29 protein-coding genes, 1 tRNA gene and 2 pseudogenes are annotated in these 24,102 nt (G+C 33.3%); 20 read left to right on the forward strand and 12 right to left on the reverse strand.

The window, feature by feature from the left end; all coding sequences use genetic code 11:
* The 4 genes and pseudogenes from CSUIS19073_RS06530 to rpsR all read left to right on the forward strand — a co-directional run.
* A pseudogene (locus tag CSUIS19073_RS06530) lies at positions 1-196 on the forward strand (DNA polymerase III subunit delta); the annotation flags it as partial.
* An 88-nt stretch (positions 197-284) separates the two neighbouring features.
* Positions 285-671: a 30S ribosomal protein S6 gene (gene rpsF, locus CSUIS19073_RS06535; protein ID WP_086236772.1), complete on the forward strand. Its 387-nt coding sequence runs from the start codon at positions 285-287 to the stop codon at positions 669-671.
* 16 nt (positions 672-687) lie between these two features.
* Positions 688-1,308, forward strand: coding sequence for a single-stranded DNA-binding protein (locus CSUIS19073_RS06540; protein WP_086236773.1), 621 nt, complete (start codon positions 688-690; stop codon positions 1,306-1,308).
* 11 nt (positions 1,309-1,319) lie between these two features.
* Positions 1,320-1,580: a 30S ribosomal protein S18 gene (gene rpsR, locus CSUIS19073_RS06545; protein ID WP_086224380.1), complete on the forward strand. Its 261-nt coding sequence runs from the start codon at positions 1,320-1,322 to the stop codon at positions 1,578-1,580.
* Positions 1,581-1,948: 368 nt separating this feature from the next.
* Here the strand turns inward: rpsR and CSUIS19073_RS08345 are convergent.
* A pseudogene (locus CSUIS19073_RS08345) lies at positions 1,949-2,026 on the reverse strand (IS200/IS605 family transposase); the annotation flags it as partial.
* Between the two features lie 54 nt (positions 2,027-2,080).
* Between CSUIS19073_RS08345 and CSUIS19073_RS06555 the strand changes: the two are divergent.
* Positions 2,081-2,173 (forward strand): helix-turn-helix domain-containing protein, encoded by a 93-nt coding sequence (locus CSUIS19073_RS06555; RefSeq protein WP_439099165.1) that lies wholly within the window; start codon positions 2,081-2,083, stop codon positions 2,171-2,173.
* Positions 2,174-2,560: 387 nt separating this feature from the next.
* On the opposite strand, the gene dnaJ is transcribed toward CSUIS19073_RS06555, so the two are convergent.
* Positions 2,561-3,670, reverse strand: coding sequence for a molecular chaperone DnaJ (gene dnaJ / locus CSUIS19073_RS06560; protein WP_086236774.1), 1,110 nt, complete (start codon positions 3,668-3,670; stop codon positions 2,561-2,563).
* Positions 3,671-3,794: 124 nt separating this feature from the next.
* Here dnaJ and CSUIS19073_RS06565 point away from each other — a divergent pair, with 124 nt between their 5' ends.
* Genes CSUIS19073_RS06565 through recR form a run of 3 tightly spaced genes read left to right on the forward strand, consistent with a single transcriptional unit; the run spans position 3,795 to position 6,263 of the window.
* Positions 3,795-4,466 (forward strand): response regulator transcription factor, encoded by a 672-nt coding sequence (locus CSUIS19073_RS06565; protein ID WP_337214393.1) that lies wholly within the window; start codon positions 3,795-3,797, stop codon positions 4,464-4,466.
* Positions 4,463-5,713 (forward strand): ArsS family sensor histidine kinase, encoded by a 1,251-nt coding sequence (locus CSUIS19073_RS06570; protein WP_086236776.1) that lies wholly within the window; start codon positions 4,463-4,465, stop codon positions 5,711-5,713. The genes CSUIS19073_RS06565 and CSUIS19073_RS06570 overlap by 4 nt, the downstream gene beginning before the upstream one ends.
* A complete protein-coding gene (recR, locus tag CSUIS19073_RS06575) occupies positions 5,697-6,263 on the forward strand; it encodes a recombination mediator RecR (RefSeq protein ID WP_086236777.1) in 567 nt (188 codons plus the stop codon). The genes CSUIS19073_RS06570 and recR overlap by 17 nt, the downstream gene beginning before the upstream one ends.
* Here the strand turns inward: recR and CSUIS19073_RS06580 are convergent.
* Genes CSUIS19073_RS06580 through gatC form a run of 9 tightly spaced genes read right to left on the reverse strand, consistent with a single transcriptional unit; the run spans position 6,260 to position 13,558 of the window.
* Complete coding sequence (locus tag CSUIS19073_RS06580) at positions 6,260-7,042, reverse strand: shikimate dehydrogenase (protein ID WP_086236778.1); 783 nt, start codon at positions 7,040-7,042, stop codon at positions 6,260-6,262. The genes recR and CSUIS19073_RS06580 overlap by 4 nt on opposite strands.
* 9 nt (positions 7,043-7,051) lie before the next feature.
* Positions 7,052-7,870 (reverse strand): SPOR domain-containing protein, encoded by an 819-nt coding sequence (locus CSUIS19073_RS06585; RefSeq protein WP_086242131.1) that lies wholly within the window; start codon positions 7,868-7,870, stop codon positions 7,052-7,054.
* 9 nt (positions 7,871-7,879) lie between these two features.
* On the reverse strand, positions 7,880-8,422 hold the full coding sequence (locus tag CSUIS19073_RS06590; RefSeq protein ID WP_086236780.1) for a DUF1882 domain-containing protein: 543 nt from the start codon (positions 8,420-8,422) through the stop codon (positions 7,880-7,882).
* Positions 8,422-9,666, reverse strand: coding sequence for a serine hydroxymethyltransferase (locus CSUIS19073_RS06595; RefSeq protein ID WP_086236781.1), 1,245 nt, complete (start codon positions 9,664-9,666; stop codon positions 8,422-8,424). The genes CSUIS19073_RS06590 and CSUIS19073_RS06595 overlap by 1 nt, the downstream gene beginning before the upstream one ends.
* Positions 9,667-9,668: 2 nt before the next feature.
* The gene (gene lysS / locus CSUIS19073_RS06600; protein WP_236845258.1) at positions 9,669-11,162 is read right to left on the reverse strand and encodes a lysine--tRNA ligase; all 1,494 of its coding nucleotides are present in this window, start codon (positions 11,160-11,162) and stop codon (positions 9,669-9,671) included.
* Positions 11,163-11,165: 3 nt separating this feature from the next.
* Complete coding sequence (locus CSUIS19073_RS06605) at positions 11,166-11,633, reverse strand: Fur family transcriptional regulator (protein ID WP_086236783.1); 468 nt, start codon at positions 11,631-11,633, stop codon at positions 11,166-11,168.
* Positions 11,630-12,214, reverse strand: coding sequence for a CvpA family protein (locus CSUIS19073_RS06610; protein ID WP_086236784.1), 585 nt, complete (start codon positions 12,212-12,214; stop codon positions 11,630-11,632). The genes CSUIS19073_RS06605 and CSUIS19073_RS06610 overlap by 4 nt, the downstream gene beginning before the upstream one ends.
* Positions 12,214-13,266, reverse strand: coding sequence for a type IV pilus twitching motility protein PilT (locus tag CSUIS19073_RS06615; RefSeq protein ID WP_086236785.1), 1,053 nt, complete (start codon positions 13,264-13,266; stop codon positions 12,214-12,216). Before CSUIS19073_RS06615 ends, CSUIS19073_RS06610 begins: the two co-directional genes overlap by 1 nt.
* Before the next feature lie 4 nt (positions 13,267-13,270).
* Entirely contained in the window at positions 13,271-13,558 is a 288-nt protein-coding gene (gatC, locus tag CSUIS19073_RS06620; protein WP_086236945.1) for an Asp-tRNA(Asn)/Glu-tRNA(Gln) amidotransferase subunit GatC, read from the reverse strand.
* Positions 13,559-13,719: 161 nt separating this feature from the next.
* Here gatC and CSUIS19073_RS06625 point away from each other — a divergent pair, with 161 nt between their 5' ends.
* The 7 genes from CSUIS19073_RS06625 to CSUIS19073_RS06655 are packed head-to-tail and all read left to right on the forward strand — an operon-like array spanning position 13,720 to position 18,745.
* Entirely contained in the window at positions 13,720-14,280 is a 561-nt protein-coding gene (locus CSUIS19073_RS06625; RefSeq protein WP_086236946.1) for a hypothetical protein, read from the forward strand.
* A gap of 1 nt (position 14,281) precedes the next feature.
* Positions 14,282-15,283 (forward strand): L-seryl-tRNA selenium transferase, encoded by a 1,002-nt coding sequence (locus CSUIS19073_RS06630; protein WP_086236786.1) that lies wholly within the window; start codon positions 14,282-14,284, stop codon positions 15,281-15,283.
* Positions 15,283-15,609, forward strand: coding sequence for a hypothetical protein (locus CSUIS19073_RS06635; RefSeq protein WP_086236787.1), 327 nt, complete (start codon positions 15,283-15,285; stop codon positions 15,607-15,609). The genes CSUIS19073_RS06630 and CSUIS19073_RS06635 overlap by 1 nt, the downstream gene beginning before the upstream one ends.
* A complete protein-coding gene (locus tag CSUIS19073_RS06640) occupies positions 15,596-16,222 on the forward strand; it encodes a type III pantothenate kinase (protein ID WP_086236788.1) in 627 nt (208 codons plus the stop codon). Before CSUIS19073_RS06635 ends, CSUIS19073_RS06640 begins: the two co-directional genes overlap by 14 nt.
* Positions 16,216-16,830 carry an ATP phosphoribosyltransferase gene (gene hisG, locus CSUIS19073_RS06645; RefSeq protein WP_086236789.1) on the forward strand — a complete coding sequence of 205 codons (615 nt, stop codon included), beginning with the start codon at positions 16,216-16,218 and terminating at the stop codon, positions 16,828-16,830. The genes CSUIS19073_RS06640 and hisG overlap by 7 nt, the downstream gene beginning before the upstream one ends.
* A 24-nt stretch (positions 16,831-16,854) precedes the next feature.
* Positions 16,855-17,952 (forward strand): metallophosphoesterase, encoded by a 1,098-nt coding sequence (locus CSUIS19073_RS06650; protein ID WP_086242132.1) that lies wholly within the window; start codon positions 16,855-16,857, stop codon positions 17,950-17,952.
* 1 nt (position 17,953) lies between these two features.
* Positions 17,954-18,745: a phosphatidylserine decarboxylase gene (locus CSUIS19073_RS06655; RefSeq protein ID WP_086236791.1), complete on the forward strand. Its 792-nt coding sequence runs from the start codon at positions 17,954-17,956 to the stop codon at positions 18,743-18,745.
* Here the strand turns inward: CSUIS19073_RS06655 and CSUIS19073_RS06660 are convergent.
* Positions 18,742-19,521 (reverse strand): M48 family metallopeptidase, encoded by a 780-nt coding sequence (locus CSUIS19073_RS06660; protein WP_086236792.1) that lies wholly within the window; start codon positions 19,519-19,521, stop codon positions 18,742-18,744. The two genes, CSUIS19073_RS06655 and CSUIS19073_RS06660, sit on opposite strands and share 4 nt — an antisense overlap.
* A gap of 135 nt (positions 19,522-19,656) precedes the next feature.
* On the opposite strand from CSUIS19073_RS06660, the gene CSUIS19073_RS06665 reads away from it, so the two are divergent.
* From CSUIS19073_RS06665 to CSUIS19073_RS06685, 5 genes are all read left to right on the forward strand, one after another.
* Positions 19,657-21,006 carry a class II 3-deoxy-7-phosphoheptulonate synthase gene (locus tag CSUIS19073_RS06665; RefSeq protein WP_086242133.1) on the forward strand — a complete coding sequence of 450 codons (1,350 nt, stop codon included), beginning with the start codon at positions 19,657-19,659 and terminating at the stop codon, positions 21,004-21,006.
* 102 nt (positions 21,007-21,108) lie between these two features.
* Positions 21,109-22,368 carry a UDP-N-acetylglucosamine 1-carboxyvinyltransferase gene (gene murA, locus CSUIS19073_RS06670; RefSeq protein ID WP_086236794.1) on the forward strand — a complete coding sequence of 420 codons (1,260 nt, stop codon included), beginning with the start codon at positions 21,109-21,111 and terminating at the stop codon, positions 22,366-22,368.
* Positions 22,369-22,371: 3 nt separating this feature from the next.
* The gene (locus CSUIS19073_RS06675; protein WP_086236795.1) at positions 22,372-23,550 is read left to right on the forward strand and encodes a molybdopterin molybdotransferase MoeA; all 1,179 of its coding nucleotides are present in this window, start codon (positions 22,372-22,374) and stop codon (positions 23,548-23,550) included.
* Positions 23,551-23,596: 46 nt separating this feature from the next.
* Positions 23,597-23,671 (forward strand) — tRNA-Gly (locus CSUIS19073_RS06680).
* Positions 23,672-23,676: 5 nt separating this feature from the next.
* Positions 23,677-24,102 (forward strand): hypothetical protein (locus CSUIS19073_RS06685; protein WP_337214394.1); only part of this gene is annotated, 426 nt, incomplete at its 3' end.

Genomic DNA, 24,102 nt, shown 5'->3' on the forward strand with positions numbered 1-24,102 from the left:
TCCCCCGCCACAAATCCTAAATAAACTCCAATCTCAAGCAATATCGATAAAAATTTCACAATACTCTCAAATATTTAAATTTTTAAACGAGATTGAATTTGATCTAAAATGCAAAAGCAATATAGATAAAGAGTGCTATTTACTCTCATCGCTTTTAAATTTACAAGATATACTAAATAAAAACAGCAAATTTTAAGTAATTTTTCAGTATAATTCAAACCGCATTTTATGCAAATTTCCTTGCTCTTTTGGCAGAAAAAGGGCTAAATCCATAAGGAGAATATATGAGACATTATGAGCTTTTATTCATCTTAAAGCCAACACTTACAGAAGATGAAGTTAAAGTTAAGGCTGATTTCATTAAAGAGATCATTACAAAAAATGGTGGCGAAATCGCTAGTGTAGTTGAAATGGGCACACGCAAATTGGCTTATAAAATTGATAAATATGAGCGTGGCACATACTTTGTAATCTATTTCAAAGCTCCAACTCAATTAATCGCTGAATTAGTAAGAAATTTAAGAATAACTGAAGAGGTTATTAGATTCTTACCTGTAAAATATGAAAACAAAAAAGAGATCGCAGCTTGGGAAAAACTAAGCAAAGGTCAGAAATTAACTCAACCTAAAAAAGAGCCAAAAACAGAAGAAAAAGCAGCTCAACAAGAGTAGATATAAAGGCTAAATTATGTTTAATAAAGTAGTTTTAGTAGGAAATTTAACTAGAGATATTGAGCTTAGATATATCCAAAGTGGCACCGCTGTAGGTAGCACTGGAATGGCCGTTAATCGTAAATTTAATGTTAATGGCGAAAGAAGAGATGAAACTTGCTTTATTGACATAACTTTTTTTGGTCGTCAAGCAGAAGTGGCAAATCAATATCTAAATAAAGGTAGTAAAGTTTTAATCGAAGGTAGGCTTAAATTTGACACTTGGCAAGACCAAAATGGACAAAACCGCTCCAAGCACTCAGTCGTAGTAGAAAATATGGAGATGCTAGGAGGACAGCAAAATCAAGGTGGATTTATTAAAGATGGCAATGAATCAAGCTACTCTAACAACGGATATAGCACAAATATGTATAATCAAAATAGAGAGTATAACCAAAATAGCGGTGGATTTAATAGAGAATTTAACCAAAATAATAACTACTCTCAAAATCGTAGCTATAATCAAAAACAGGTAGTTTCAGAGCCATACCAAGAAAAAGTCCCAGAGATTGACATTGATGCCGATATTAAATATGATAACAAACCTACTAAATCAAATTTTGATAGTGGCACCGAAAATGAAGAAATTCCATTTTAAAAGGATACACAATGGCAGAAAAAAGAAAATATAGTAAAAAATATTGCAAATTTACAGAAGCTAAGATTGATTTTATCGATTATAAAGATACGGCACTTTTAAAACAATGCCTATCTGAAAGATTTAAAATTATGCCAAGACGCTTAACTGGCACAAGCAAAAAACACCAAGAGATGGTAGAAAAAGCAATCAAAAGAGCTAGACACGTTGCCTTAATACCATACATCGTAGATAGAAAAAATGTAGTTACAAATCCATTTGAAGGTTTGTAATACACAGCGCCCTACTTTAGGGCGTTTGCTTTTACATAATCTCTTTTAGCCTTATAATCAAATTTAAACCGCATTAAACAAATCTCGACAAGCTTTAGTGGTTGGGCTAAATGTTAAGAGCTTTAGTGAGTAACTATTCTTGATTTTATATAAGCTTTGATTGTTTTAGAATTTATCTCTTCTATACTACAAGCAAAAATCCATCACTCCAAAAGATTTTTTATTTTTAAAAATGTTTTTTAAATACTTCGAATCTTTCATCACGCCAAACATAAAAAGTGGTTATTTACTTCATATATTAAATAATAGAGCCTACGCTAACTTATAGTAAATATTATATCATTAAATGGATATGGTTTATATCGCTAAATTATATGTGCTTTTAGATTGTGTTTAGAGCAATTTGTAGAAATATAACCACACAGTTTATAATTATTCTTTTTCATTTTTTACTTTACACCTTTATAATACAATTATATAAAAAATGTGGAAGATAACATTTGTTAAGTGTCATAAAGTATAGAATTTACCCAATTAAAATACAAAAAGAGTTAATTTATAAACACTTTGACTGCACTAGAGTGGGTTTATAATTATTTTTAGATTAAAGAGCAATTTAGTAAAGGCATAAAAGAAGCATATTTTACTTGATGACAAAATAAAACTTAATAAATCTAGGATAATAATCACCCAAAGTTTCTCTAAAGATAGCAATGGCGTGGTATCAAAGTATGCTTATATACTCTACCCATCAAGTCAAACGCTCCTTAGGTATTCATCATCACACTTATCAATTTATAACTCAAATAGTTTTTATATATCTTAGGTGAGAAAATTTTTAAAGTTATAAAGCAAAAATCCCTAAAGCAATCATCAAATTTAAATAGATATTTTCTATTTAAATTTTTTAAGATTAAAATATATAATTATGATATTTATAAAGCCACTTAATTATTAAGTAACCTTATAATATCCAAAATCTATGAAAACCAACTCTTAATCTTATCCCAAATTCCCTTATCAGTAGCCATCTCGCCACTTTTAACGCTAAAGCTATTTTGAAGTTTTTTAAGAAGGTCTATCTGCTCATCATTTAGCTTTTTAGGCATTTGGATTGAAATTTGAACTATTAAGTTGCCAAGCTGCTTAGTGCGAGCATTTTTAACACCCTCTTTAGGTATTACAAACTGCTGCTTATCCTTCGCTCCTACTGGCAAGTCTAAAATCGTATCGCCCCTAAGTGTAGGTATCTTAATACTATCGCCAAGTGCTGCTTGAGTAAAAAATACTGGAATTTCTATATATACATCATCTCCATTTCTAAGAAAATGCTCATCATCTTTTACAACAATACGAACATATAAATCGCCACTCATATCCTCATATCTATTACCCTTTTGGCTAACCCTTATCCTCGTTGCGTTATCTACGCCCTCTGGAATATTTATCTTAATGCTATCGCTTATCTCATTAAAGCCATTACCGCTACATTCAGGGCATTTATCCTTAATACTCTCACCAGTTCCAGAGCACTCCGGGCAAGTTTGCACAAACTGCATAAATCCTTGCTGAATTCCTATCTTGCCACTTCCACCACATTTAGGGCAAGTTTGCTTTTTGCCATCTTTTGAGCCAGTTGCATTACAGCTTTGGCATGGAGTTTTATATCTATATTTTATCTCCTTCTCGCAGCCAAAAACCGCTTCATTAAATTCAAGCGTAAGCCCTATTTCTATATCTAAAGCATATTTATATCTACTTTTAGAGCCCTTTTGACTAGAGCCAAATCCACCACCAAAAAATGAACTAAATATATCGCCCAAATCATCAAAGTCAAATCCGCCACTAAAGCCGCCACCGGCCATGCCTTTTAATCCATCTTTACCATATCTATCGTATATTTCTCTTTTTTCTGCGTTGCTTAAGACCTCATAGGCTTCATTGATCTGCTTAAATTTCTCTTCAGTCTCTTTATCGCCTTGATTTCTATCTGGATGATACCTAAGCGCTTGCTTTCTATAAGCCTTTTTTATGGTATCGCTATTAGCATCTCTTGATACCTCTAATATCTCATAATAATCAAATTCCAAAATATCTTCCTTTATAATTTTAACTGGCGATTTTATCTAAAAATTACTAAATTTATACATAAAAAGCAAATTTATTATTAATTTTTGGTATAATGTCGCTAATTTTTAATACTAGGAGTCAAAAATGATAAATGTATTAATGATAGAAGATGATCCAGAATTTGCTCAAATTTTATCTGAATATTTGATAAAATTTAATATCAAAGTTACAAATTACGAAGATCCATATTTAGGTCTTAGTGCAGGGATTAAAAATTATGATCTTTTAATACTTGATTTAACCTTGCCAGGTATGGATGGATTGGAAGTTTGTAAAGAGATTAGAGAAAAATATGATATTCCTATCATTATTAGCTCAGCTAGAAGTGATGTAAATGATAGAGTTGTTGGGCTTCAAATAGGCGCAGATGACTACTTGCCAAAGCCGTATGACCCAAAAGAGATGCATGCTAGAATCACAAGTTTAATTCGTCGCTATAAAAAAAGCAATGAAGTTCAAGAAGAGATAGCTGATACGCTATTTAGGGTAGATGATAAACGCCATGAAATATCATATAATGGCACACCACTTACCCTAACTCTAGCAGAGTATGAAATTTTAGAGTATCTTATTAAACAGCATAGCTTTTCAGTCTCAAGAGAGCAATTAGTCTATCATTGCAAGAGCCTAAAAGATAAAGATTCTAAAAGTTTAGATGTGATAATCGGTCGTTTAAGGACAAAGATTGGTGATAACTCAAAATCACCTAAGCATATATTTTCAGTCCGCGGAATAGGATATAAACTAGTCGGATGAGATACTCTCTAACTACTAAAATCACGATAATATTTGCTATTGGATTTATCGTGATTTGCACACTATTTTTTATGTTCTTCAAACTACAAAATGAGAGGATATTAGGCAAGATTGGGGAGAATCATTACAACTCAATTAATTGGCTACTCTCGCTATATCAAAAATCAAATATGCCAGAAGATTGGGAGAGATATTTTAGAAATTTTGATCTAGCCTATGTCAAAAATGTAAATTTACAAAAAGCAATCTTTGATAATGGTACAATTGTAAGCCGTGCTGATACATTAATTGGCACAGTAGATACCATCAGTTATAAAAATAATCTATATTTACGCATTAAAAATCAAAGTGTAACTATACTATTAGAATCAACCCTACATAGCGGAAATGATAGCTTATTATTTAGTTTTATCATTGTTATGGCGTTGTTTATATCTTTGTATGTGTCGATTTTTAGAAGCCTAATCCCGCTTAAGAAACTTCGTAGCGATATACGCAAATTCGCAGCTGGAAATATGGATAGCGTATGCGTGGTTAATTTTGCCAAAGGCAATGATGAGATAAGCGAAGTGGCATATGAATTTAATAACGCGGCTTGTAAAATTAAGGATTTAATACTCTCTAGACAGCTATTTTTACGCACCATTATGCACGAGCTAAAAACGCCAATTGGCAAGGGTAGAATAGTAAGTGAAATGATCGAAGATGAGACCCAAAAAGAACGCTTGATAGCTATATTTGAGCGGCTAAATATATTGATTAATGAATTTGCTAAGATAGAACAGCTATTAAGCAAAAGTTATAGCTTAGATTACGCAAAGTATCACTTCAGCCTTATACTAGATCAAGCTAAGGATATGATGCTTTTAGATGATTTTGATAGTAATGTCAAGGTAGAATTAATCTGTGATCCACTATTAAAAGTGGATTTTCAGTTATTCTCGCTTGCGATTAAAAATTTAATAGATAATGCATTAAAATATTCTGATGATAAAAAGGCAATTATAAAGTGCGATAATAACGCAATCTATATAAGAAATCATGGAAAACCGCTTAATCGCTCAATTGAGCATTATAAACAAGCATTCATTAGAGATAATAATGCTAAAACTAGCGGTATGGGGCTTGGGCTTTATATTATAGAGCATATCTGTTCTATGCATAAATTTAGCTTAGATTATAATTATATAGATGGGTTTCATGAGTTTTGTATTAAATTTGGAAGTGTAAATAGTGAAAAATCTTGATCAATTTGATAATCTCGTAGAAGCATTTGGCAAAATTCCTGGTGTAGGCAAAAAATCAGCCATAAAATATGCCTATTATATAGCACTTCAAGATCCATTTTTTGGTCTAAATTTAGCTCACACTATAGAAAATTCAATTCATAATCTAAAACATTGCGTAATCTGCGGAGGAATTAGCCAAAATGAAATTTGCGATATATGCGCTAATGATAGTAGGGATAGCTCATTAATATGCGTAGTAGAAAGCCCAAAAGATATATTAACCATTGAAGATTCTCACTCATTTGATGGGCTATATTTTGTATTTAGCGATATCCAAAGCGTTGAAAAATTAAAAGATATGATAATTAAATTTAGCTCAAAAGAGCTAATCTTTGCTTTTAGTCCAAGTATAAATAGCGATGGTATAATGCTATACATAGAAGATCAGCTAAAAGATATTAATATTAATTTTACAAAAATAGCTCAAGGAATTCCAACTGGTGTAAGTCTAGAGAATGTAGATATGCTCTCGCTTACTAAAGCAATTAAGGATAGAAAGGAGCTTTAAAGCTCAAATGCTTTACTCATTAACTCTGTTATTTTAAGCTCATCAAATTTATTATTATAAAATAGATTAAACGCAAGGACAGCTTGATAAAGCAGCATATCCTTGCCATTTTTAAATTTCAATCCCATATCTTTAGCCAAATTCAAAAATGGAGTTGGTCTATTATATATCACATCAAAGGCAAATTTAGAGCTACCTAAAATATCTTTTAAAATAACCTCATCGCACGGAAGCTCATTCTTACAAAGTCCAGCTGAAGTAGTATTAACCACTAGATCATAACCTGAAGGAGTAAAGCTAGAATGAGTGTGAAATTTATAATTTACAAACTGGGATTTTTTATCACTTCGATTTAAAATTTCAACATCCACGCCATTGATTGATAAAATATATGCAAGTGCCTTAGCAGTTCCACCAGCACCAAGTATCAAAGCCTTATCAATCTTACCAAATTCCAAAATCGCCATCATAAATCCGGGCGCATCGGTATTATATCCTTTGATTTTTCCATTTTTATTAACCAAAGTATTGATCGAGCCTATATCAGCTGCAATTTTATCAAGCTCATCACAAAGAGTTAAAGCTGACTCTTTAAAAGGGATAGTGATATTTGCTCCAGATAGATTATATTTTCTAAATTTAGCAATAATATCACTACCTTGCTCTAATAATACCCTGCCATAAATACCGCTTTGACCTAGCCCTTGCAATGCACTATTGTGTAATCTAGGCGATATGGAGTGAGATACAGGGTTACCAAATAGAGCAAAATAGCGCATTATAAATTCCTATTTTACCCTATATACAAAGGCACCATTTGATATATCTTGGCGAATTTTTTGCATATTAGCCTCTAAATCAGAACCAAATGGCCCAATAAGAATTTTAATAACCGTATTGCCATTTACTACAACTTTATGTGTTTTGTATTTATAGCCACTTGCTACAATTTTTTTGATTAAGGCGCTATTTGTATCTAGCTTGGATACTGAAGCGACTTGTATATATGCACCTTTTTCTAAAGATGGGTTGCTTTGAGATGCGTTTGTTTTAACGCTATCTTTTTTAACTTCAGCCTTTTTAGGCTCAGTCTTTTTAGGCTCAGTTGGTTTGGTTTGAGCTTTTTTATTCTCTACTTTTTTAGGTTCTAAATTTTTAGATACTTCTTGTTTTGTAGGCTCTTTTTTAACCTCTTTTGGCTCAGCTATACTAAATGGCTCTTCTACCTTTGGTGGCAATACAGGTGTAATTGTATTTGACACTGTCTCCATAGTAGCTTGAGCATTCTTATACTCATTTACTATATTTTCAAAACTATCTTTTGAATTTGTAGTATCGCTTACTATAGGCACTTGCTCAAAAAGATCATTTGAGGCATTGCCAACTGGCGTATTAGTCGTAGGCAACTCTGTAGGCAATAAAAGAGTATCGGCTATATCGTTATTTTTGTTCTTATTATCTGAATTTAAGAATTTCATAACAATTAAAACAACAACAAAAACGATAACAAGCAACGCCACACTAATTAAAATTTTACGCACACCGCCGGACTTCTCTTCTTCATTTTTATCTAGCAATATATCTTGTAAATTATTATTTTCTTCCATATTTATCCTTTACATATGCTTTGACCAGCTAGCGCCTCGTTCTTTTTGATACAAAGCGTATGGCAAAGCTAGAATATTATACTCTAATGGCAAATCCATAGTAGGAAACATTCTCCACTCTTGTGGTAGCTTCTGTGATAGCATAACTGAGAGTTTGTTAGCTATTTGACAACCCTCCATAAAGGTGGTGTGACCCTTATGTATATATAGATGTAGATGACCTGGGGTTTTGCTCTCATAGGCTGTAAAATTTATAAACCCCTCCTCTCTTAACATCAGTTGAGCCCTATGCCAAAATCGTTCTGGCATTCTACCATTATAGTCAAAAACGATATTTTCAACCTTATTTAGCCTATTAATTAAAGAGTGTGCTACAACAATTTTTCTCTCTTCGTGCTCTCTTTGGACTGATAAGCTAAGCGGTTCATCTACCCTTTCGAATTTATCAAAATAATACCTACCCTTATGCTCGATCTTTTTTACTGTTATATCTCGCTTAATATAGTAGTGATCGGTTATCATTTTAATAAGTGATAAATCTATACGCTGCATTAGAATGTCGCCTTATTATAAATAATAAACTCATTAGCTAACTCTTTAAGCTCAACTGCGATTTTGCGTTGTTTATCAACATTATTAATATCATCTAGCACATCAGCAATACGATTTGCAATTAGCTCAAACTCACTCTCTTTCATACCTCTAGCAGTAAGTGCTGGACTACCTATCCTTATACCACTTGTGATAAATGGACTTCTAGTTTCGCCTGGGACTGTGTTTTTATTTACCGTAATTCCAGCATTACCAAGAGCAATATCTGCATCTTTACCACTAAATTCTTTATTTAAAAAGCTTACTAGCACAAGGTGATTATCAGTACCACCACTAACCAAATCATACCCACGGCTAATTAAAACTTCGCCTAATTTTTTTGCATTTGCTTTTACCTGTTTAGCATAAACTTTCCATTCATCGCTTAAATTATGCTTAAATCCTACAGCCTTACCAGCTATAACATGCATTAATGGGCCGCCTTGAATTCCAGGAAATATTGAGCTATTAATTTTTTTTGCAAATTCCTCATCATTTGTCATAATTATACCGCCTCTTGGACCCCTTAGAGTTTTGTGAGTTGTAGAGCTTACTACATGGCAGTGCGGAAATGGATGAGCGTGCTCTCCAGCCACAACTAGCCCAGCTATATGAGCCACATCGGCAAATAGATATGCACCCACGCTATCAGCAATCTCTCTAAAGCGTTTAAAGTCAATCTCTCTAGTATATGCACTGGCCCCACAAACTATCATTTTTGGTTTGACAATATTTGCTATATCAGCTACCTTATCATAATTAATCCTACCATCAAGCTCAACACCATAAAAGAAACTCTCATAATATTTACCAGAGCTTGAGACTTTTGCTCCATGAGTTAAGTGACCGCCATGACTTAAATCCATACCTAGAATTTTATCGCCTGGTTTTAAAAAGGCACCATACACACCTTGATTAGCCTGACTACCACTATTTGGCTGGACATTAGCAAACTCGCAACCAAATAGAGCTTTACATCTATCAATTGCTATCTGCTCTATCTCATCTACAAATTCACATCCACCATAATATCTCTTACCAGGATAGCCCTCAGCATATTTATTAGTCAAAATAGAACCCATAACTTCCATAACTTCAGGATAGGTAAAATTCTCACTAGCAATCATCTCTAAATGGCTACACTGACGCTCAAGCTCTTTATTTAAAAGAGTATAAATCTCCTTATCGTAACTTTCTAAATTCATATCTACTCCTTAATTTTTGGTTTCATCGCTGGAAATAATATAACATCGCGAATTGATTTTTTATTTAATAATAGCATTACTAATCTATCAACGCCAAGACCCCAACCAACAGTTGGTGCCATACCATAACCAAGAGCTACGCAATAATCCTCATCCATCTCATGAGCCTCATCATTACCAGCGTCTTTACTCTCTATTTGAGCCTTAAATCTCTCATATTGATCGACTGGATCATTAAGCTCATTAAATGCGTTTGCTAGCTCACGACCAGCAATAAATAGCTCAAATCTCTGTGCTATCTCTGGCTCTTCATCACTTCTTCTTGAAAGTGGCGAAATAGATATAGGAAAATCTGTAATGAATGTAGGATTAATAAGCTTACTCTCAACATAATTATCAAAAAGCTCAGCTTGTAAATGACCTAAATCTAGCTTATCATTTGCTTCAAATTTATCATCTCTTAATTTAGCTAAAATTTTATCTTTATCGCCTATAATATCCCTATCGATACCGCCTATTTCCACTAACGCATCAAGATATTTAATCCTTCTAAAAGGCTTAGAAAAATCTATATTTTCTCCATCAAATTCAATAATTTTTCCTAAATTTAACCTATCAAGCAAGGTGGCAAAAAGCTCTTCAGTCAAATCCATAGCCTCAAAATAGTCATGCCAAGCCCAGTAAAACTCAATACTAGTAAATTCAGGATTATGAGTTAGATCCATACCCTCATTTCTAAAACAACGATTAATCTCAAATACGGCCTCCATACCACCTACGATTAATCTTTTTAGATATAACTCTGGGGCTATTTTAAGGTATCTATCCACGCCTAGTGCGTTATGATGAGTTATAAATGGCTTAGCATTTGCTCCCCCAGCTATTGGGTGCATCATAGGCGTCTCAACTTCTAAAAATCCACGCTCTTCAAAAAACCTTCTAATAGTGCTAATTATGATTGAACGCTTAAGAAAATCATCTCTGACATCACTATTCATAATCATATCTAAATATCTTTGTCTATATCTAGTCTCAATATCAGTTAAACCATGAAATTTCTCAGGTAGTGGGGATATAGCTTTAGTAGCTAAAGTTATCTGACTTGCATGTAAGCTAAACTCCCCAGTTTGAGTAACAAAAGCATACCCCTTAGCAAGTATAATATCGCCTACTTCAAGATTTTTTTTGAATTTAGCATAATCTTCTTCGCCAATACTAGCTAGTGAGTAGTAAATTTGTATATTACCGCTCTCATCTTCTATATTGGCAAATGTGGATTTACCAGCAACTCTTTTTAATTTTATTCTACCAGCTATTGTTACTTCTTTAGTAGCTTTTTTATCGCCATCTGGTAGATCTTTTATATAGTTAAATTCACTCTTAAAATTAGCTATACTAAACTCTCGTTTTAAAAAATGCGGATATGGAGCAACGCCCATCTGCTTTAACTCATCAGCCTTAGCTAGACGAGTCTGCTCTAATTCATTATCAAAAATCAATCAAATTCCTTTTATTTTTTGTTTACTACACTCACTACAAACGCCATAAAGTTGCATTATATGACCTGTAAGCTTAAAGCCATTATCTTTAGCAATTGCTAATTGTCGTTTTTCTATTACTTGATCTTCAAATTCAACTATCACACCACACTGTCTGCAAATCATATGATCATGATGCGGTTTATTGGCTAGTTCAAATTTTTTCCCTTGAGCCCCAAAGCTAATAGATGTTACCATACCTGATTCTTCAAGTAAATTCAAGCTCCTATATACAGTTGCTATACCCACATTTAAATCAGGATAACGCTCCTTAATATGCAAATATAGTTGCTCTGGAGTAAAGTGTTCGCTATTATTATATAGCGTTTGTAAAAGCACCTCACGCTGCTTAGTATATTTTAGTCCATTATCTCGCAACACACGCTTAAAACGCTCTAATAAAGCATCATACTCAATATTTTCTATCATTCTTCCACCTTAGTTGAATTTTGTTCCATTGTCTCATTGCTATCTAAAATTTCAGGCACGACTATTTCGCCATTTTCTAAGCTATTTTGGACGCTACTTATATCCATAGCCATTATAAACTCTCCAGCAGCTAGAAGTACTGGATAGACCTTACTATCTTTGAAATATGGAGAAATTTTTTGGTTTAAAACTGAAATTCTAGATACAATCGCAACCAAAATAGCAAGAACTAAAAATATCTTAGCAGCCCCTACGAAAAATCCAAGCAATCTATCTACAAATCCAAGTCCGCTCATCTTTAACATTTTAGATAGCAAATTTCCAAGCAATAAACATACAAACCAAAATATTAATAAAGTAAGCAAAAACCCAAAGAAAAACTCCGCCGAATCACTAAGCTCATATAGATAAAGGCTGATTTGCTCCCCTACTAAACTAGCATTTCTACTAGCTACGATCACACCGCCGATAATGCCAATTAGCCCAAATACCTCTTTAATAAGGCCATTTATAACACCCTTAATCCCTAAAATCACTACAACGGCGATAACAATAATATCAAACCAAGTAATAAAATCCATCAACTTTGCTCCATTAAATTTAAATTTTTAGTATTAAAACGCATTGCAACCTCTTTTGTAATTATATTCTCATTTAGTGCTTTTTGAATTTCATTAGCCATCACTCTCATACCGCTTTGAGCACTACCAATTTGCATTTGAGATAGTATTTGATGAGTTTTGCCATCTCTTATTAAATTTGAAATTGCGATATTATTTAGCATAATCTCAAAAAGCGCAATCCTACCACCTCCAATTTTTGGTAGTAAATTTTGCGATATTACAGCTATCAAAGATGAAGCCAAAGAGCTCCTAATGTATGATTGATCGCTAAGGCTAAAGCTATCTACAATCCTATCTATGGAGCTTGGGGCTGAGTTTGTATGCAAGGTTGCAAAGACCAAATGACCAGTTTGAGCCGCTTCAATCGTCATCGCCATAGTCTCTTTATCTCTCATCTCGCCGACTAAAATAACATCTGGATCTTGTCTTAAGGCATATTTTAATGCTTTTGAAAATGAGTGAGTATCACTTCCTACATTTCTATGGGAAAATAGAGAATTTTTACTTGTATGGATAAATTCTACAGGGTCTTCAATAGTGATAATATGCCTATTTTGTGTCTGATTTATCTCATTTAAAATTGCTGCTAGAGTTGTGCTTTTGCCACTTCCAGTAGCACCTGTAACTAGTATCAATCCTTTTTGCTTTTTTGCAAGCTCAAATAGCAAATTAGGCGCACAAATATCATCTAATGTAGGCGTTTTAAATGGTATTATACGAAAAGCAGCACAAAGCTCCCCGTTCATTGTATAATAGTAATTAGCACGAAATCTACCAGCCCTATTAAGATCTACTATAAAATCAAGCTCTTTAGCAGATTTTAGCTCCATTTTTTGCTCTTGGCTAAGCAGTGGCAAGCAGATCTCTTCTACATCTTTTGGCGTTAAGGCCACACTTCCAGTAGATATAAGCTCACCATCAACTCTAATCTTTGGCACACTTCTAGCCACTAAGTGTAGATCGCTAGCCTTCCTATCTATAACTAAATCAAGAAAGGTTCTTATACTCATTACTCTACTCAATAATCTTTGGCACTTCAAAGCTTCTGCCATGCTTTTTTGGGGCATTTTGTAATATTATATCTATAACATCGCTCTTTACTGGCTCATCATCACGAAGTAAAGTTCCACCACTTATAGTGCTTACAGCAGCCTCTACACCATCTAAATTTAACTCATTTAAAACATCTACAAAATCTACAATTTTGCTAAGTTGGCTTTTAAACTCTTCTCGCTTGTCATCTGGGATTTTTAATGCGCTTAACTTTTCTAATTTTTCAAGTATTTTATCATCAATATGCACGGCTATACTCTCGTAATTTAAAATTTTGGCGCTCATTATATCATAAGTTTTCTTAGATATAAATTATCAATATTGGTAAGTTTTTAATAATTAGCTATTATTTGTTATATTTAAGAAAATTTATGCTAAAATTAGCAAATTTTTATTTTAAGGAACTTACTTTGGCAGTTAAAGAGAATATTGATTATATCAAAAGTGAGATAAGCTCTCAAGAGCAGTTTTTAGAAAGCGCTATAAAAAGCGAAAGATTTTTTAGAAAAAATAAGAGAATTTTAATTGCTATATTTTTGGTTATACTAATCGCAATTATCGCATATGGTGTTTTTAATACTATACAAGTTGAGACAAAAATAGAGGCAAATAAAGCATATAACGCACTAATAAATAATCCTGATGATAATAGCTCAAAAGAGCTTTTAATAGCTAAAAATCCATCTTTATACGCACTATTTGTGATTAAAACCGCAGATGATTTAAATAAAATCAAGCTTATAGATGAAGCATTGGCTTTAGATATTGATCCACTTTTAAAAGAGATTTTACAAAATTTAAAAGGTAATAAATCAGCTAAAATTTTATCAAATTATAACTATCTAATAGATGGATATGAGCTATTAAAAGATGGTAAAATCGACGAAGCAAAAGGCGAATTTGCTAAAATTCCACTAAATTCACAATTACAACCAATAGTTAAAAATTTAGAACACTATCAAGGAAAATAGTATGAATTTAAAAAACTACATTTTATCATCCTTAATTATTTTAACTCTTGCTGGTTGCTATACAAAAAGGGGGTATTATGAGCCTGAGTTTGTATCTAAAAATGTGAGTTTTGATGGCTCATTGAGCTCATCTTTGCAGCAAACTAGTAAATATGGAGCTGTCTTAAAAAATGGCAATATACTACTTAAAAATGGTAATATAATAGAGCTAAATTTAGATAAAAATGATAACTTCTTAGGCGAGTATCAAGGCAAATTATTAATATCTAGTATTGATGGTAATTTTAAGGTGTTAATGGGCGAAGATGAGTATTATACTACCAAATTTAAAACTCGCATAGTATCAGCATCTATAAATGACAACCACCTTGCAGCACTTAGCGTTGATAATACCATCTATCTAATAGATATGATAAGCGACAAGTTGCTACTAGAGTATAATGTCGGCGTAGCATATGCCATTGACGCTAAGATGGCAAATCCAGTATTTTTAAACTCAATTATCGTCTATCCAACATTGGATGGCAAAATTATGATAGTAGATAAATTTAATGGTCGCATATTAAGAGATGCAGTAGTAAGTAGTGAATCATTTTTTAATAATATTATATTCCTTGATCTCCTTGGGGATAAGATGTTTGCAGCCAGTGCTACTAAGCTAATGGCGATCTCTACTCAAGGAGTTAAGCACTATGATGGTCAAATCAAAGATGTCTTGATTTATTCTGGGAAAATTTATCTATTTTTAAAAGATGGAATGGTGGAGATTTTAGATTTAGAACTAAATAAGCTTAGTAGCAAAAACTTCAAATTTGCCATATTCTCAGGCGTTATCCCAAAAGATGATAAGCTATATATAATTGAAAAAACTGGATATATGTTTATCACTGATTTGAATTTAAATAATCTTGAAATTGTAAAGCTTGACTCAGAGATTAGCAAAAAGAGTTTTATGGGCGAAAATGCCTTTTATTATGATGATGAAATATTAGAATTAAAATAATGGATAATAGAATTTGTAATATTTTTAACCAGCATAAAATTCTACTTAAAAATCTACAAACCCTTGATATAAAGGAGTTTAGTAAAAAGCGTAACTATCAACTCTTTTTAGGTGTTGATAGTAGTGGATTTTATAATCTGCTTTTTTTTAGAGAGTCTAAAAGTAGATTTATAAATAAGGAGCTTGAAGAGTTAAAAAATATAAGTGAGCTTGTAAAGCGTAAATTTGACATTAATATAGTTAAATTTGGCTTATTATATAACTCTGCGATATGCTCGAAAGTTTTAAAATCAAATTTAGATTGGAAATTCTATGATTTTGTGTGATATTGGCAATACTCATGCCACCTTTTTTGATGGTAGGAAAATTTGGAATTTAAATATTGATGAGTTTAATCTTTATGAACCAAAAGAGAAAATATATTATATAAATGTAAATGAAAGAGTAGCTCAAAAAATCCAAGAGCCGCTATTTATAGATATTGAGCCATATATTAATCTAAATAGCACTTATATTGGCTTAGGGGTAGATAGAGCCGCAGCTTGCTACGCTATAAATAATGGGCTTATAGTAGATGCTGGAAGTGCTATCACGCTTGATCTGATGGCAAATGGATGCCATATAGGTGGATTTATCATGCCTGGTATCACAACAACACTATCAACGCTTAAAAATATCTCTTCTCGCCTAAATTTGCCTTTAAATTCACAAATTGACCTAGAGTGCTTACCACAGCACACTCAAGATGCTATTAGTTATGGAATAATCAAGCCGATAGTAAGCTTAATTAATGAATTCTCCCGTGGAAAATCCATATATCTCACCGGTGGAGATGGGGAATTTTTGTCTAAGTTTTTTTCTCAATCCATATATGATAGAATGCTAATTTTTCGCGGTATGCAAAGAGCCATAAATGAAAATAAGGAGATTTTATGCTAAGTGTAGCACTACCAAAAGGTAGAATTGCCGATCAAACCTTGGAGATTTTCACTCAAATTTTTGGTGATGAGTTTAAATTTGAAGATAGAAAGCTCATTATGCAAAAAGGAGAGTTTAAATTCCTAATGGTTCGCAATCAAGATATCCCGACTTATATAACCGAAGGAGCTGCTGATATAGGCGTAGTAGGTCTTGATGTGCTTGAAGAGCATAGGTGCGATGTGCTTAGACTACTTGATCTTGGACTTGGAAAATGCAGAGTTTGTATCGGGATTAAGGATAATCAAGAGCTAGATTACACCAAACCGGAGCTAAAAATCGCAACTAAAATGCCAAATATCACTAAAAATTATTTTGACCAAAAGGCAGTTGCAGTAAAGATAATCAAGCTATATGGCTCAATTGAGTTAGCTCCGATTGTGGGGCTTAGCGATGCGATAGTAGATATTGTAGAGACTGGCACTACAATGAAGCAAAATGGCCTAAAAGTAGCCCAAGAGATAATGCAAAGTAGCGCTCATCTAATTGCTAATAAAAATAGTTTTATCACTAAACGAGATGAAATTCTCTTGCTTTATCATAAAATCAATAGCATTATCAAAAAGTAATTTTATCATCAATTAAGGTTTTAAATGAGTCCACATATATTCATTCCACTATCTACAATTATATTTTTTGGTATGAATTTATATAGTTATTGGTGGTTTAAAAATAGTTTAATATCTAAATTTAAATGGCTTTTAAGACTGATTTTTACTCTTATATTTCTATTTGAGGTTGCATATTTCATCGCCATTAAAAGCTCTCCACTTCCGCCACTAATCTATCAAATATCCATAATTTGCATAGGTATAAGCTTTATGCTATTTTGCACCATTTTGCCATTTAATTTAGCACTACTTTTTATAAAAAAGCTTAAAAAAAATAGTCAAAAAATAGCTAAATTTATCATTGATATTTGTGTGATTTTTGGCTTTTGTTTGTATATTATAATTGGTGCTTATAATGCGAATTTCAACACCATAATCACTGAGTATAATGTAAAAATCAAAAATCTCAAATCCCCATTAAATCTAGCAGTAATCAGCGATGTGCATATAGGCGAGTTTTTTCAAAAAGAGTATATGGCTAGTATAGTTGATAAAATAAATTTATTAAATCCAGATGCCTTATTTATCGTGGGCGATTTGGTAGATTTAAGTAGTGATGAATTGGGCGATTTTTTAGATCCTTTAAAAGATGTTAAAAGCAAATTTGGCACCTTTATGGTCGTTGGTAATCATGAGTATTATCACGGAATTGATGGATTGCTTAGTAAATTTAAAGAGCTTGGAATTAGAGTTTTAGAAAATGAAAGCGTAGAGATGGGAGGCGTGAATTTAGCAGGTGTATATGATATTACCGGCTTTAAAATGGATAAATTTAAGCCCGATTTTAATCAAGCTTTCAAAAGTGTAAATCCAAATTTGCCTACAATCTTACTAGCCCATCAGCCTAGATCTTTAAAATATCTTAATAAAGATGTGGATTTAGCTATTTCAGGTCACACTCATGGCGGACAAATTTTTCCATTTTCACTCTTAGTATGGATAAATCAAAAATATATCTATGGACTATATAAAATCAATGAAAATATGCAACTGCTAGTAAGCAGTGGTGCTGGACTATGGGGGCCGCCATTTAGAGTTGGAACAAATAGTGAAATTGTATATTTAAAGCTAGGGGATTAATATGGATTATAATAAATTTTCAAACTATTTTGGCTTGGTCGCACACTATAAATTTCCAAAATGGCTTCAAAATGCTATAAATAGCTGGTATGTTAAAAAATTTAAAATAGATATGAGCGAGTTTAATCCAATTAATAGCTATGATAGTTTAAATGCTCTTTTTACTAGAAAATTACAAGCTCCAAGACCACTTGGCGATGGCTTTGTCTCGCCAAGCGATGGGCTTTGCCTTGAGTGTGCTAAGGGGAATAATCTAAAAGCTTATAGCATAAAATCTAAAGAGTATAAAATAGATGAACTACTAGGTAAATCACTTGAAGATGGTGAGCTTGATGGCGAATTTGACTATCTAAACATATATTTATCTCCAAGAGATTATCACCACTATCACGCCCCTTGCGATATGGATATTTTGAGTTTAAATTACACTCCTGGAACGCTATTTAGCGTAGCAAAAAGCGCTCTTTTAAAGCATGATAATCTCTATGCGTTAAATGAGAGAGTCGTGTTAAAAGCAAGGCTAAAAAATGACAAATTAATCTGGATGGTATTTGTAGGTGCTTTAAATGTGGGTAAAATGAAATTTGACTTTGAACCACGCATTCAAACCAACTCAAATCTAACCAAAGCTTTATATAAATATGATAATTTAAGCTTAAAAAAAGGCGAACATATAGGTAATTTTGATCTAGGCTCAACCATAGTTATAATCACTCAAAATAACGCCATCAACTACACAATCAAAAAAGATATGATACTTAAACAAGCTCAAAGCATAGCTAATATATGCTAATTATTAGCCTTTAATTTAACTGCTAGAGCTTGTAGATTTTTTATTCTATTTTCATGGCTTGGATGCGTGCTTAAAAACTCCAATCCACCATCGCCTGAGTGCTCTTGCATCTTCTTCCATAGTGAAACCGCACCATCTGGATTAAATCCAGCCATATAAGCAAGCTCAAGCCCTATCTCATCACTCTCATTCTCATGAGAGCGGCTAAATGGCAGCGAAATTCCCACATTTGCAGCTAAATTTGCAACCCCTAAAATAGTATTATCAACCCCAAAAATCGAAGCTACATTTATTAATCCGCTCTTTATCATCTCTTGGCTTTGCTGCTCTCTGACATGCTCTCTTAAGGCGTGAGCAATCTCGTGAGATAGGATAAATGCTAGCTCATCATCATTTAAATTTAATTTCTCTACAATTGCGGTATATACGGCGATTTTACCACCAGCCATACACCAAGCATTGATAGTATCGCTTGTAATTACATTTACCTCCCAATTCCACTTTGAGCTATCTTGTCTAAAATATGAAGTTTTAGCAATTAATCTATTTGATATATTATTTACTCTTTGTGTTAATTTTGGGTCTTTATTTAGCGTATTTGTCGCCCTTGCTTTATCAATTATCTGAGTATAAGCCTTAGCAGAAGCCTCATTTATCTCCTCGCTTGATATAAGCATCAACTGACCCCTATTAACTTCAGAGTGGCCTACATTTGTGGTATTTTGCACACAACCAAAAAGAAATATAAGAGTAAATACTAATATAAATTTTTTCATTTTAAACCTTAAAATTATTTTTGATAATTCTACCTAATTTTACTTTAAAACTCCCAGCTAAATATTAAATTTGCTAGAATTTAAGATTTATTTGGCTATAATCGCACATTTTATATAGAAATTTAAAGGTTAAAAATGAGTAAATGGAATAAAGATAGCTGGAGAGACTATAATATTTTACAACAACCTATATATCCTGATATTACCAAGCTTAGAGAGTATGAAGATAGACTTAGTAAGCTTCCACCACTTGTCTTTGCAGGTGAAGTAAGGAATTTAAAAGATGAGTTAGCCAAAGTTACTCAAGGCAATGGCTTCTTACTTCAAGGCGGGGATTGTGCTGAGAGCTTTGCTAATTTTAGTGCGGTTAATATTCGTGATATGTTTAAGATTATGCTGCAAATGGCGATTGTCCTTACCTTCGCTGGTGGCTGTCCGGTGGTAAAAGTCGGCCGTGTGGCTGGTCAATTTGCTAAGCCTAGAAGTAGCGATTTTGAAGAGATAAATGGAGTTAAACTCCCTAGCTATAGGGGTGATATTATAAATGGATTTGAATTTAATGAATCTGCTAGAGTACCAGACCCAAAAAGAATGATAGACGCATACTACCAAAGTGCTTCTACACTAAATCTTTTAAGGGCGTTTTCTCGTGGTGGTTTAGCTGATTTACATGAAGTCCATAGATGGAATTTAGGATTTATAAAGCGTGGTGAGCTAGATGAGAAATTTGAAAAACTTGCTTCTGAGCTTACTAACACTCTTAAATTTATGGAGGCTTGCGGGGTTACAACTTCCAATACTCCAACCCTAAGCGAAACTAAGCTATACACTTCTCACGAAGCACTATTACTACCATATGAAGAGGCACTTACAAGGGTTGATAGCTTAAGTGGAGACTGGTATGATTGCTCTGCTCATATGCTTTGGATAGGTGAGAGAACTAGAGGTATTAATGACGCTCATGTCCATTTCTTAAGCGGAGTTAAAAATCCAATTGGGTGTAAAATCGGCCCAAATGCCACAGCTGATGATGTGATAAAATTAGCCAACAAACTAAACCAAAATAACGAAAATGGTCGCCTAAATATCATAATTAGAATGGGTGCTGATAAGATAGAGAGCTACCTACCAAATATCTTAAAAGATGTTAAATCTGAAGGATTAAATATCCTATGGAGTATCGATCCAATGCATGGTAACACAGTAAAAGCCTCTAATGGATATAAAACTCGTGAATTTGATAATGTTTTAAAAGAAGTTAAAAGCTTTTTTGATATTCATAATGCTTGTGGCACTATAGCTGGTGGGGTGCATTTAGAGATGACAGGACAAGATGTTACAGAGTGTACTGGTGGTGCATTTAAGGTTACTCAAGAGGCTCTTGCTAGTCGCTATGAAACCCAGTGCGATCCAAGATTAAATGCCGATCAAGCCCTAGAGCTTGCTTTCTTAATCGCAGATGAAGTGAAAAAATCTCGCTCTTAAGCTATGGTATTTTAGCCATAGCTTTTAGAATATATTAAATTCAAAATAAATATAAGCATATTTTTGGTATAATCCATATCTATTTTTACATAAGGTGATAGTATGGATTATCTACAAATCAAAGGTGGAAAAAATTTAGAAGGCAAAGTGGTAATAAGTGGCGCTAAAAACGCAGCCTTACCTATAATTGCTATGTCAATTCTAGCCAAAAATAGAGTAACAATCCAAAACGCACCACAAGTAGCTGATATAAAAACTTTGATAAAACTACTACAAAATTTAGGCGCTAAGGCTGAATTTACAAACTCAACCCTACAAATAGATACAATGGCTATAAACTCCACAAAAGCCACATATGATATTGTCCGCACTATGCGTGCTTCTATATTGGTGCTTGGCCCACTCCTTGCTAGATTTGGCCATTGTGAGGTTTCACTCCCTGGTGGGTGCGCCATTGGGGCTAGACCAATTGATTTGCATTTAAGCGCATTAGAGAAAATGGGGGCAAAGATAGAGATAAAAGATGGATATGTGATAGCTAGTGCAAATGATGGATTAAAGGGTGCTAATATCGTTTTTGATAAAATCACAGTTACTGGCACTGAAAATATCATAATGGCAGCAGCTCTAGCAAATGGCGTAACTAAGATATTTAACGCAGCCAAGGAGCCTGAAGTAGTCCAACTATGCGAAATTTTAAATCAAAATGGAGTTAGAATTGATGGTATTGGCACAAGCGAATTAACCATATATGGCACAAATAGAACGCTTATAAATTTAGATGAGATTAGAGTAATTCCAGATAGGATTGAAGCTGGAACATATATGTGTGCTGTAGCAATCACTGGTGGAAAGGTTATAATAGAAAATATAAATCCAGATCACCTAGTAGCCATCACTTCAAAGCTTTATGATATGGGGGTTAAATTTGAGTTTAATCCTAACTCAATAAAGGTAATTAGCGATGGCAATTTAAAACCATGTAATATAATCACTACTGAATTTCCAGGCTTCCCAACAGATATGCAAGCGCAATTTATGGCTCTTGCTTGTGTGGCTGATGGAGTATCTAGCATTGATGAGAGACTTTTTGAAAATCGCTTTATGCACGCTAGTGAGCTATCTCGCATGGGAGCTGATATAAAGCTAAATGGTCATATAGCCACTATCACAGGCACAAAGCTAAATGGGGCTGATGTGATGGCAACTGACTTAAGAGCTAGCTCGGCACTTATCATTGCTGCTTTAAGAGCTAAGGGGACGACAAGAATTCACCGAATTTACCATCTAGATAGAGGGTATGAAAATTTAGAATCCAAGCTTACTGCCATTGGAGCTGATATAAAAAGACTTAGTGAGTAGATTATGAGAGTTGATGAGATATTTGAATTAGCTAAAGATTTAGAGCCACTAAATAGGAGCGAAATTTTACCCATTAGCCAAGCTACTGGAAAAATCCTAGCTAGTGATATTATAGCTAGTAGGAGCTTACCAGCATTTGATAACTCTGCTTTAGATGGATATGCTTTTGCTTACGCTGACATAGATAGTCCTCTTAAAATTAAAGGAGTGATTTTAGCTGGAGATAAAAATAGCTATGAAATTAGTAAAAATGAGTGCTATAAGATTATGACCGGTGCGGCATTTCCTAAAGGCTCTGATAGCGTTGTAATGATAGAAAATGAGTCTTTTGATGAGAGTGGAAATTTAATAGTGCCACCAGATACACCTAAAAATAATGCTAGAAAAATCAAAGGCGAAGAGATAGAGGCTGGAGAGCTTTTACTAGCTAAAGGCTCAAGGCTCACCCCAGCTAACATTATGCTCCTAGCAGCTCAGGGAATTAGCTATATTAATACTTTTAAAAATCCTAGAATTGCTGTTTTTAGTAGTGGAAATGAGATAAATGAGCCTTGGAGCGAGTGCGATAAACTATCTATATATAACGCAAATAGCTTTGGTATCATATCAGCATTAAGCCAAAATGGGTTTAAAAGTGAGTATAAAGGGATTTTAAAAGATGAAATTTCATATATAAAAGAGGCTATTAATAGCTGCAGCGATTATGATATTATCATCACAAGCGGTGGGGCTAGTAAAGGAGAGGCTGATTATATGAGTGAAGTATTAAACTCGCTTGATTTTAAGCCATTATTTAGCTCTATTGATGCTCGTCCAGCCAAACCAACAAAATGCTATAAAAATGGTAATAAGCTTATTTTTGTTTTGCCTGGCAATCCTATGTCATGCTTACTAGCTACATATATCGCCGTTATACCTTTTGTTAAAAGAGTTGCTAATTGGAGTGATTATCTACCTAAAACGCAGATTGCGAAATTTAAAGGTAGCTTAAAATTCAAAGCTAGTAGAGCAAATATTGTAATTGGTACAGCAAATAACGGCGAATTTAGAGCTACAAATGATAATATCTATAGTCCTTCGATGATAAGACCAATATCATTATCAAATTCTATATATATCTCTAATATCGGTCAAAGTGAAATTTGCGATAATCAAGAGATAAAAATTTATCAAATATCTTGACAAGTGGGTAAAAATATGATATTATTCCACCCTAATTTACAAAAATGCGGGAATAGCTCAGGGGTAGAGCACAACCTTGCCAAGGTTGGGGTCGCGAGTTCGAATCTCGTTTCCCGCTCCATATTTTTGCTTCTTATATTTTTTATTCCACTTTTTAGCGATACCTTAGTTGATAGACTTCACAAAACTATAAAAGATGAGTATCCCTCTATAAATATCAGCTCTATAAATATAGATAAGCCAGATGATTTACCAAGCAATTTTAATGAATTTATACTAAAAGAGATTATTTTGCTTAATCTGCGTGATGATAGCGGGGCATTTCGAGCGATATACATAACGCCAAATAAGAGTAATAAAAGTATATTTTTTAACTTTAAAATTGATTTTAAACTTCAAGTATTAATCGCTAAAAGGGATATAGATAGAGATCATATCTTAAATTTAGGCGATTATGAGCAAAAATTTGTAAATTTAAAAGATTATGATAAACAAGCTTTAACTAGCATTCCCAAATATCAGCTCATAACTAAAAGCAAGATAAAGCGTGGT

It is taken from the genome of Campylobacter sp. RM19073, assembly GCF_024723495.1.
GTDB lineage: Bacteria > Campylobacterota > Campylobacteria > Campylobacterales > Campylobacteraceae > Campylobacter > Campylobacter porcelli.

Bases quoted from the DNA above. Each gene is read 5' to 3' on its own strand.
- CSUIS19073_RS06540 (WP_086236773.1), top strand. From the start codon at position 688: ATGTTTAATAAAGTAGTTTTAGTAGGAAATTTAACTAGAGATATTGAG.
- CSUIS19073_RS06610 (WP_086236784.1), bottom strand. From the start codon at position 12,214: ATGGATTTTATTACTTGGTTTGATATTATTGTTATCGCCGTTGTAGTG.
- CSUIS19073_RS06605 (WP_086236783.1), bottom strand. From the start codon at position 11,633: ATGATAGAAAATATTGAGTATGATGCTTTATTAGAGCGTTTTAAGCGT.
- CSUIS19073_RS06570 (WP_086236776.1), top strand. From the start codon at position 4,463: ATGAGATACTCTCTAACTACTAAAATCACGATAATATTTGCTATTGGA.
- CSUIS19073_RS06580 (WP_086236778.1), bottom strand. From the start codon at position 7,042: ATGCGCTATTTTGCTCTATTTGGTAACCCTGTATCTCACTCCATATCG.
- CSUIS19073_RS06590 (WP_086236780.1), bottom strand. From the start codon at position 8,422: ATGCAGCGTATAGATTTATCACTTATTAAAATGATAACCGATCACTAC.
- CSUIS19073_RS06615 (WP_086236785.1), bottom strand. From the start codon at position 13,266: ATGAGTATAAGAACCTTTCTTGATTTAGTTATAGATAGGAAGGCTAGC.
- CSUIS19073_RS06665 (WP_086242133.1), top strand. From the start codon at position 19,657: ATGAGTAAATGGAATAAAGATAGCTGGAGAGACTATAATATTTTACAA.
- murA (WP_086236794.1), top strand. From the start codon at position 21,109: ATGGATTATCTACAAATCAAAGGTGGAAAAAATTTAGAAGGCAAAGTG.
- CSUIS19073_RS06635 (WP_086236787.1), top strand. From the start codon at position 15,283: ATGGATAATAGAATTTGTAATATTTTTAACCAGCATAAAATTCTACTT.
- CSUIS19073_RS06565 (WP_337214393.1), top strand. From the start codon at position 3,795: ATGATAAATGTATTAATGATAGAAGATGATCCAGAATTTGCTCAAATT.
- CSUIS19073_RS06630 (WP_086236786.1), top strand. From the start codon at position 14,282: ATGAATTTAAAAAACTACATTTTATCATCCTTAATTATTTTAACTCTT.
- CSUIS19073_RS06660 (WP_086236792.1), bottom strand. From the start codon at position 19,521: ATGAAAAAATTTATATTAGTATTTACTCTTATATTTCTTTTTGGTTGT.
- CSUIS19073_RS06640 (WP_086236788.1), top strand. From the start codon at position 15,596: ATGATTTTGTGTGATATTGGCAATACTCATGCCACCTTTTTTGATGGT.
- CSUIS19073_RS06595 (WP_086236781.1), bottom strand. From the start codon at position 9,666: ATGAATTTAGAAAGTTACGATAAGGAGATTTATACTCTTTTAAATAAA.
- CSUIS19073_RS06585 (WP_086242131.1), bottom strand. From the start codon at position 7,870: ATGGAAGAAAATAATAATTTACAAGATATATTGCTAGATAAAAATGAA.
- CSUIS19073_RS06655 (WP_086236791.1), top strand. From the start codon at position 17,954: ATGGATTATAATAAATTTTCAAACTATTTTGGCTTGGTCGCACACTAT.
- hisG (WP_086236789.1), top strand. From the start codon at position 16,216: ATGCTAAGTGTAGCACTACCAAAAGGTAGAATTGCCGATCAAACCTTG.
- rpsF (WP_086236772.1), top strand. From the start codon at position 285: ATGAGACATTATGAGCTTTTATTCATCTTAAAGCCAACACTTACAGAA.
- rpsR (WP_086224380.1), top strand. From the start codon at position 1,320: ATGGCAGAAAAAAGAAAATATAGTAAAAAATATTGCAAATTTACAGAA.
- CSUIS19073_RS06650 (WP_086242132.1), top strand. From the start codon at position 16,855: ATGAGTCCACATATATTCATTCCACTATCTACAATTATATTTTTTGGT.
- CSUIS19073_RS06675 (WP_086236795.1), top strand. From the start codon at position 22,372: ATGAGAGTTGATGAGATATTTGAATTAGCTAAAGATTTAGAGCCACTA.